6 protein-coding genes are annotated in these 7230 nt (G+C 65.5%); 2 read left to right on the top strand and 4 right to left on the bottom strand.

Annotated elements, in window-relative coordinates; translation table 11 throughout:
• The 4 genes from A5906_RS20530 to A5906_RS20515 all read right to left on the bottom strand — a co-directional run.
• On the bottom strand, nucleotides 1–1156 hold a 1156-nt coding region (locus A5906_RS20530; RefSeq protein ID WP_080137148.1), incomplete at its 3' end, for an arsenic transporter.
• A 25-nt stretch (nucleotides 1157–1181) separates the two neighbouring features.
• Nucleotides 1182–2456, bottom strand: a complete 1275-nt coding sequence (locus A5906_RS20525) for an MFS transporter (protein ID WP_080137147.1) — start codon at nucleotides 2454–2456, stop codon at nucleotides 1182–1184.
• 65 nt (nucleotides 2457–2521) lie between these two features.
• On the bottom strand, nucleotides 2522–2962 hold the full coding sequence (locus A5906_RS20520; RefSeq protein ID WP_080137314.1) for an EamA family transporter: 441 nt from the start codon (nucleotides 2960–2962) through the stop codon (nucleotides 2522–2524).
• 154 nt (nucleotides 2963–3116) lie between these two features.
• On the bottom strand, nucleotides 3117–5594 hold the full coding sequence (locus A5906_RS20515; RefSeq protein ID WP_080137146.1) for a PAS domain S-box protein: 2478 nt from the start codon (nucleotides 5592–5594) through the stop codon (nucleotides 3117–3119).
• Nucleotides 5595–5816: 222 nt separating this feature from the next.
• On the opposite strand from A5906_RS20515, the gene A5906_RS20510 reads away from it, so the two are divergent.
• A complete protein-coding gene (locus tag A5906_RS20510; protein WP_080137145.1) occupies nucleotides 5817–6911 on the top strand; it encodes a zinc-binding metallopeptidase family protein in 1095 nt (364 codons plus the stop codon).
• A gap of 174 nt (nucleotides 6912–7085) precedes the next feature.
• Nucleotides 7086–7230: biotin carboxylase N-terminal domain-containing protein (locus A5906_RS45990; RefSeq protein WP_430642406.1), on the top strand; the 145-nt coding region annotated here is incomplete at its 3' end.

Below are 7230 nucleotides of genomic sequence, written 5' to 3'. Positions count from 1 at the left end.
CCCGCCGCAGCGCGACCAGCCAGAGGATGGTGGCGAGCGACCCCGTTACCGACAGATTGGGACCGAGGTCGACGCCGATCAGGATGGCGCTGACGACGGGCGCGGGCAAATGATCGCTGGCGGCGACAGAGCCGGCGACGAGACCGACCGGAAGATTGTTGGCGACATTGGTGGCGAATGCGGTCGCGATGCCGACACTCCAGGCCGCTTTCGGGATCGATTGCGCGACTCCTTGGTGCAGCAGCGCGCTGAGCTGCCCGATCACGCCGGTCTTGATCAGAGCTTCCACCATCACGAAGAGGCCGCCGACCAGCGGCAGCACGCTCCACGACACGCCCCTCAGTACGGGCATCGGTGACTGGCTGCTGAGCAGCAGCACCAGAGCGGCCGTCACCACGCCGCAGACGAAGGTCGGCAGGCCGAGTTGCTTGTCGAGCGCCGAGGCCGAGACCAGCACGACGCCGATCGCGATGATGCCCACGGCTGTGAGCTTGCCGCCGCGGCCGAGTTTCGGATGCGGGACGCTGCGCGCGATGGTCTCTTCCTTGAGCGCGCGGTGCTGGGTCAGGCGCAGCACGACATAGGTGAGCAGGATCGAGGCGGCCGAGGGCAGGGCGAACAGGCGCAGCCATTCAGTCAGGTGCGGCATGCGCGCGCCAAACACGACGAGATTGGCCGGGTTGGAGATCGGCAACACAAAGCTTGCGGCATTCGCAATGAAGGCGCAGACGAACAGATAGGGCAGCGGCTTGGCGCCGGCCGCGCGCGTCGCGGCGTAGACGGCCGGGGTCAGCACGATCGCGGTGGCATCGTTGGAGAGCAGGACGGTGACAAAAGTGCCGACGAGATAGATCAGCAAAAAGAGCCGCTGCGGCGATCCATCCGCATATTCGACCGCGAGCGCGGCGAGATAGTCGAACAGACCCTCGAGCCGGGCGAGCTCGGCGATCAGCATCATGCCGATCAGGAAGAGATAGACGTCGAGGCCCTTCTCGATGCCGACAAGCGCATCCTGCCAGGGCAGCAAGCCAAGCAGCACGAGGGCGCCGGCACCTATGACCGCCCAGATCGCCTCGGGCAGGCGGAACGGGCGGATGATGACGCCTGCGGTCGCCGCGACGATGATGCTCCAGGCCCAGATGGCGTCAGACGGCACGTTCAGTCCTCGATGTGGAACGGGTTCATTCGGCAGCGATATCCGATGTCGCCGGCGCTGTCTTCCCCTGCGGCCGCAAGGCGCCATGCCGTGTCTCAGGCAAGGCGACGAGGCAGATGACGGCGCCGATCGCCGCGACGGCGCCGAGCGTGACGAATGCCGCGCCGTAGCCGGCACCGACCACCACGAAGCCGGCGAGCGCCGTCGACAGCGCAGCTCCGATCCCCTGAGCGGTGATGACCGCGCCCTGCGCGACGTTGAAGCGGCCGGTGTTGCGCATGAGATCGGCGACGATGACGGGGAAGATGGCGCCGAAGACGCCCGCGCCGACGCCGTCGAGGAGCTGCACGCCGACCAGCCAGAACGGATTGTCGGAGAGCGTGTAGAGCGCGCCGCGAACAGGCAGGACCAGGAGCGCCGCGAGGAAGAAGCGTTTGTGTCCCCATTGGTCGGCCCTTGCGCCGACCAGCATCGCGAACGGCACCATGACCAATTGCGCCGCGACGATGCAGGCTGACATCAGGCTGGTGCCCATGTTCTTGTCCTGAAGCGCGAGTTTTTGTCCGACCAGTGGCAGCATGGCTGCGTTGGAGAGATGGAAGAGCAGGACGCAGATCGCGAAGACGAGCAGGGGGCGGCAGGTCAAGAGCACCGCGAGGCCGGAAGGTGCCTCCCGCTGGGCGCCGGTGTCCGAATCGTGCAGTCCGCGGGCAAGGTCGTGGTCAATCGCGCGCTCGGGGATCGCGGTGATGCTCACGAGGCTTGCGATCGCCATGGCGCCGAGCAGGTAGAACACGACGGTCGGTCCGAACCAATAGGCGGAGAGCCCGGCAAGCGTTGCCGCGACCGCGTTGCCCGCGTGATTGAAGGTCTCGTTGCGGCCGATCCGCTTGGTAAAGGCGGCGTGCCCGAAGATGCCGAGCGACACGGCTGCAATCGCCGGAGGAAAGATCACGGCGGCGGCCTGGGCTATTCCTTGCGAGATCGCGACCGGCAGGAACGTGGGAAACAAAGGCAGTGACAGCGAGGCTGCTGTCACCATGACGGCGGCGCCAACCATCACGGTTCGCTTCGCCCTGGTCGCATCGACCAGCGCGCCCGCCGGCGTCTGCGCTATGATGCCGGCAATGGTCGCGATCGACATCACGAGACCGATGCGAGCCTCGTCCCAGCGCTGCTCGGTGAGGAGATAGACGGCAAGGTAGGGGCCGAGCCCGTCGCGGACGTCGGCAAGAAAGAAATTGGCCGCATCCAGCGCGCGGCCGGCTCGCCTCGTCTGATCGGGGTCCTGGTTCGACATCGGTATCTCGATCGAGGCGCTGAAACGTCCGGGCAGAACGGACGACGCGGCATCCTTGTTCCGCTTCAGAATTTCACGGCCAGCAGCACCGCGCCGGCGCCGATCATGGCGATGCCGAGCCAGCCCTGCGCCGTCGGGCGCTCACCGAGAAAGGCGAAGGCGAACAGCGCGACCAGGACGACGCTGAGCTTGTCGATCGGCGCGACCAATGTTGCGGGGCCAAGCTTCAGCGCGCGGAAATAGCAGAGCCATGAGGCGCCGGTCGCAAGTCCCGACAACACCAGGAACAGCCAGGTTTTCGAGGAGACCGCAGAGGGCACGACGAATTGCCCTGTGAAGAACAGCAGCGCAGAGAAAGCGAGCAGCACCACGACGGTGCGGATGAAGGTGGCGAGGTCCGGATTGATGTTCTCGACACCGACCTTGGCGAAAATCGCGGTCAGCGCCGCAAAGCAGGCCGAGAGCAGCGCCCAGGTCTGCCAGGCCGAGAGGAGGGCGGGTTTCATATCATTGGAATCCGTTGTTTCAGGACGGCGCACCAGCGCCGTCATTGCGAGCGCAGCGAAGCAATCCAGAGTCTTTCCGTGGAGGCAGTCTGGATTGCTTCGCTGCGCTCGCAACGACGGAGTGTGTGTGGCCAGCTTCGCGCAGCTATAACACTCACCTTGCCACCGACAGCTTCTCCGTGATCGCCTTGCGCAGGATGCGCGAGAGCGATTCGACCGAATACGGCTTCTGGATCAGCTCGAAACCGCGATGGGCATTTTCGGCGAGCACGTTGCTGTAGCCGGACGTGAGCACGACGGGCAGGCCCGGATAGCGCTCACGGATGATACCGGCGAGCTCGACGCCGTTCATGCCGGGCATGATCACGTCGGAGAAGACGAGGTCGACGGCGAATTCGTTCTCGCCGAGGATCGCGAGCGCGGCATTGGCATTGGCGACGCGGCGGACGACGTAGCCGAGATCTTCCAGGAGCTCGGTCGAGAACTGGCCGACATCGTCATTGTCCTCGACCAGGAGCACGCGGTAGCCGCGCCCGGTGGTCGCGGCTTCGCTGGTCAGCGCCGCCGCGTCCTTCTCGGCGGCGGGGCTCTGTGCCTGCGGCAGGTAGATGGTGAAGGTCGCGCCTTCGCCCTGCGTGCTCGTCACCGCGATGTCGCCCTCGGACTGCTTTGCGAAGCCGAACGCCTGGCTGAGGCCGAGGCCCGTGCCCTTGCCCACTTCCTTGGTGGTGAAGAACGGTTCGAAGATCGACTCGAGATGTTCCTCCGCGATGCCGCTGCCGGTATCCGTGACCGAGATCGCGACGAAGTCGCCGCCGCGCGCCGATTGCGCACGCAGGCTCGGAATCCCCTCGACCTTGCGCACCGCGATGGTGAGGCGGCCTTCGCCCTCCATGGCGTCGCGGGCGTTGATGGCGAGGTTGATCAGCGCGCTCTCGAACTGCGCGATGTCGGCGACCGTGAAGCAGTCTGCATCCTCGATCTCGGCGACGATCTCGATGCGGCCGCCGACCAGCGGGCGGACCAGTTGCGCCACGCCCTCGACCTGGCTGCCGACGTTGAAGATCTGCGGCTTCAGCGGCTGCCGGCGCGCGAAGGCGAGCAGCTGCGCGGTCAGCTTGGAGGCGCGCTCGACGGTGTCGGAGATGGCGTCGACGTAGCGTCGGCGGCGTTCCTCGGGCAGCTCGCGCCGGCGCAGGAAGTCGGTCGCCGAGCGGATGATGGTCAGGAGGTTGTTGAAGTCGTGCGCGACGCCGCCGGTGAGCTGGCCGATCGCCTCCATCTTCTGCGACTGCCGCAGCGCTTCCTCGCCGCGCCGGCGCTCGGTGATGTCGACGGCCTCGGGAACGGCGCCGGTGATGTTGCCGTGGCGGTCGAGCACCGGTCGCATGCCGAAGTCGAAATCGCGTTCGCCAATCGGCAGGCGCAGCCGCATCTCCAGCCGCACCGCATTGCCCTTCAGGACGGTCTTGAAGGCTTCGCGCACGACATCGCTCATGCCGGGGGTTCCCGTGAACCACGGCGTGTCCCAGAACGGCTTGCCGATCACATCCGGCGCTTCGGCGCGGATGCCGTCGAGTGCGGTCTTGTTGGCGTAGAGCAGTTCGCCCTTGAGATCGACCAGGCCCTGATACTGGTTGCTGGTCTCCAGGATCGCGCGCAGCCGGGCCTCGTTGGATTCGAGCTCAGCGGTGCGCTCGGCGATGCGTTCCTCCAGCGTCTCGTTGAGCCGCCGGAGCTCGATCTCGGCCTGCTTGGCGACGGTGATGTCGTGGGCGACGCCGATGAAGCCGATATGCTTGCCGGTCGCGTCCCAGCGCGGTTGCGATTCCGAGCGCAGCCAGCGCCATTCGCCACTGGCATTCTTGTAGCGCGCTTCCAGCACGAAGGGTTTCAGCGAGGCTTCACCTTGCACCGATTGCTGCAGCACATGCGGCAGGTCGTCCGGATGCAGCACCTTGCGCCAGTCGAAATCGATGGCCTGGTCGTAGGGCAGGCCGACAAAGTCGACATAGGCCTGGTTGGCGAAGGACCGTTTGCGGTCGAGCTTGGTCACCCAGATCGGCACCGGCGCGCTGTCGGCGATGAGCCGGAAGCGCTCCTCGCTCTCGCGGAGCGTCTCGCGCGCCAGCGCCTGGTCGGTGATGTCGATATGGGCGCCGACGAGCCGGATGGCGCGGTCATCCTCGTCGCGCTCGATTTTCGCGACGACCCGGATCCAGCGGGTCTCACCGTCGCTCGGACGGATGATGCGGTATTCGGCCACGTAGTCCTGGCTCGTTCCGGCGAGAACGTCGAAGAAATGCTTCACGGTCGCATCCCGGTCCTCGGGGTGGATGCGGTTGACCCAGGCCTCGTGCGTTTCGTCGGTGGCTTCCGGGGGCAGCCCATGGATGATCAGATATTCGGGGGAACGGCGGTTCTTGAAGCCTTCGCGGAAATCCACCTCGAGGCCGCCGACCTTGCCGATGCGCTGGATGCGCGCGAGTTCGGCCTCGCGCTCCTGGAGCGCGCGATAGGCGTTGTCGCGCTCGCGCGCGACGTCTTCCAGGTGCTGGCGCAGCCTTTCGGCTGCGATGGTCTCGGGCAAAGGATCGTTCAAGGCGTCGGCCGTTGTCATCCGGGTGCGCACATGCCGGACCGATATTCACACAGACGGAGCGTGATGGCCATTGCCCAGAGGAAATTGACTGTCTGGAAGGGCCCGCGGCCAGCCAAACGCGGGAAAGTGCGGTCAATCAACGCCGGGGTCTGGCAATTTGTTCCTGATATTGGAACGATGCGCCTGCGGACGAGTCTTCGCGAGGCCCCACAACTCTCATTCGCAACACTTCCTTTTCGAAGAGGCTAGATCTTGAAGCTCTTTGTCTGCCAGTCCTGCGGCAACGTCCTGTATTTCGAGAACCGCGCCTGTGAGCGTTGCGGTCATCGCGTCGCCTTCCTCCCCGAGAGGGAGACGATGTCGGCGCTCGAGCCCGACGGAGAGGCCCAAGGCGGGGCCTGGACGACGCTGGCCGACAAGGGCAGGGGACGCATGCTGTGCCGCAATGCCGACCACGACGCCTGCAACTGGCTGACGGATGCGGGCGATATCAACGGCTATTGCCGTGCCTGCCGTCACAACGGCATGGTGCCGGACCTGTCCGATCCGGTTCAGCTTGCCGGCTGGCGCGAGCTGGAGGTGGCAAAACACCGGCTGTTCTATTCCCTGATCCGCTGGAAGCTGCCGCTCCAGAACCGTCAGGACAATCCCGAGCACGGCCTGATCTTCAACTTCCTCGCCGATGATCCGAACAGTGGGCAAAAGGTCATGACCGGCCACGACAACGGCCTGATCACGATCGCGCTCACCGAGGCCGATGGCATCGAGCGCGAGCGGCGCAGGCTGGAGATGGGCGAGCCCTACCGGACGCTGCTGGGGCATTTCCGCCACGAGGTCGGGCACTATTTCTGGGACGTGCTGGTCCGCGACGGGGGCAAGCTGGAGGCCTGCCGCGAGGTGTTCGGCGACGATTCGGTCGATTACGGGCAGGCCTTGCAGCGCCATTACGCGGAAGGCGCACCGCCGGACTGGCAGCAGAATTACGTCTCGGCCTACGCGACGACGCACCCGTGGGAAGACTTCGCCGAGACTTGGGCGCACTACCTCCACATCGTCGACACCCTGGAGATGGCCTCGGAATTCGGCATGGAGGTGCGCCCCAAGGTGGATCGCGATGGAGAGTTGACCGCGCGCATCCGTTTCAGCCCCTACGAGGCCAGGGACGTCGAGGCGCTCGTCAACGCATGGCTGCCCTTCACCTTCGCCATGAACAGCGTCAACCGCGCCATGGGCCTGCACGACCTCTATCCCTTCATCCTGTCACCGGCGGTGGTCGGCAAGCTGGGCTTCATTCACGGCCTGGTCCGGGACGTTGCCAAGGGCACGGCCAGGACTGGGAAGCCGTAGGTCGCTCAAAGGCTTGCCACGCCGGCTGCGGTCTTGTGCTGGTACGCCAGAGCTGGGCGGATTTAGACCGTTGCCTCCGGCCTATTTTGATGTACCACGGGAGCCACACCGCCCGTCCCATAGGCCCCAACGGCAGGGGAAGGGTCCCGCCCAAGGTCGAGACTCAAGAAAAGCATGTTCAAACGCATTCTGATCGCCAATCGCGGCGAAATCGCCTGCCGGGTCATCAAGACTGCCCGCAAGATGGGAATTCAAACGGTTGCGGTCTATTCCGAGGCCGACCGCGATGCCCTCCACGTCGAGATGGCCGATGAGGCGG

It is taken from the genome of Bradyrhizobium sacchari (assembly GCF_002068095.1).
Classification (GTDB): Bacteria; Pseudomonadota; Alphaproteobacteria; order Rhizobiales; family Xanthobacteraceae; genus Bradyrhizobium; species Bradyrhizobium sacchari.
The sequence above is the reverse complement of the archived record's forward strand: the minus strand, read 5'-3'. Positions and strand labels throughout refer to the sequence as shown.

Excerpts from the sequence above, each read along its gene's own strand:
- A5906_RS20525 (WP_080137147.1), bottom strand. The coding sequence starts at position 2,456 with ATGTCGAACCAGGACCCCGATCAGACGAGGCGAGCCGGCCGCGCGCTG.
- A5906_RS20520 (WP_080137314.1), bottom strand. The coding sequence starts at position 2,962 with ATGAAACCCGCCCTCCTCTCGGCCTGGCAGACCTGGGCGCTGCTCTCG.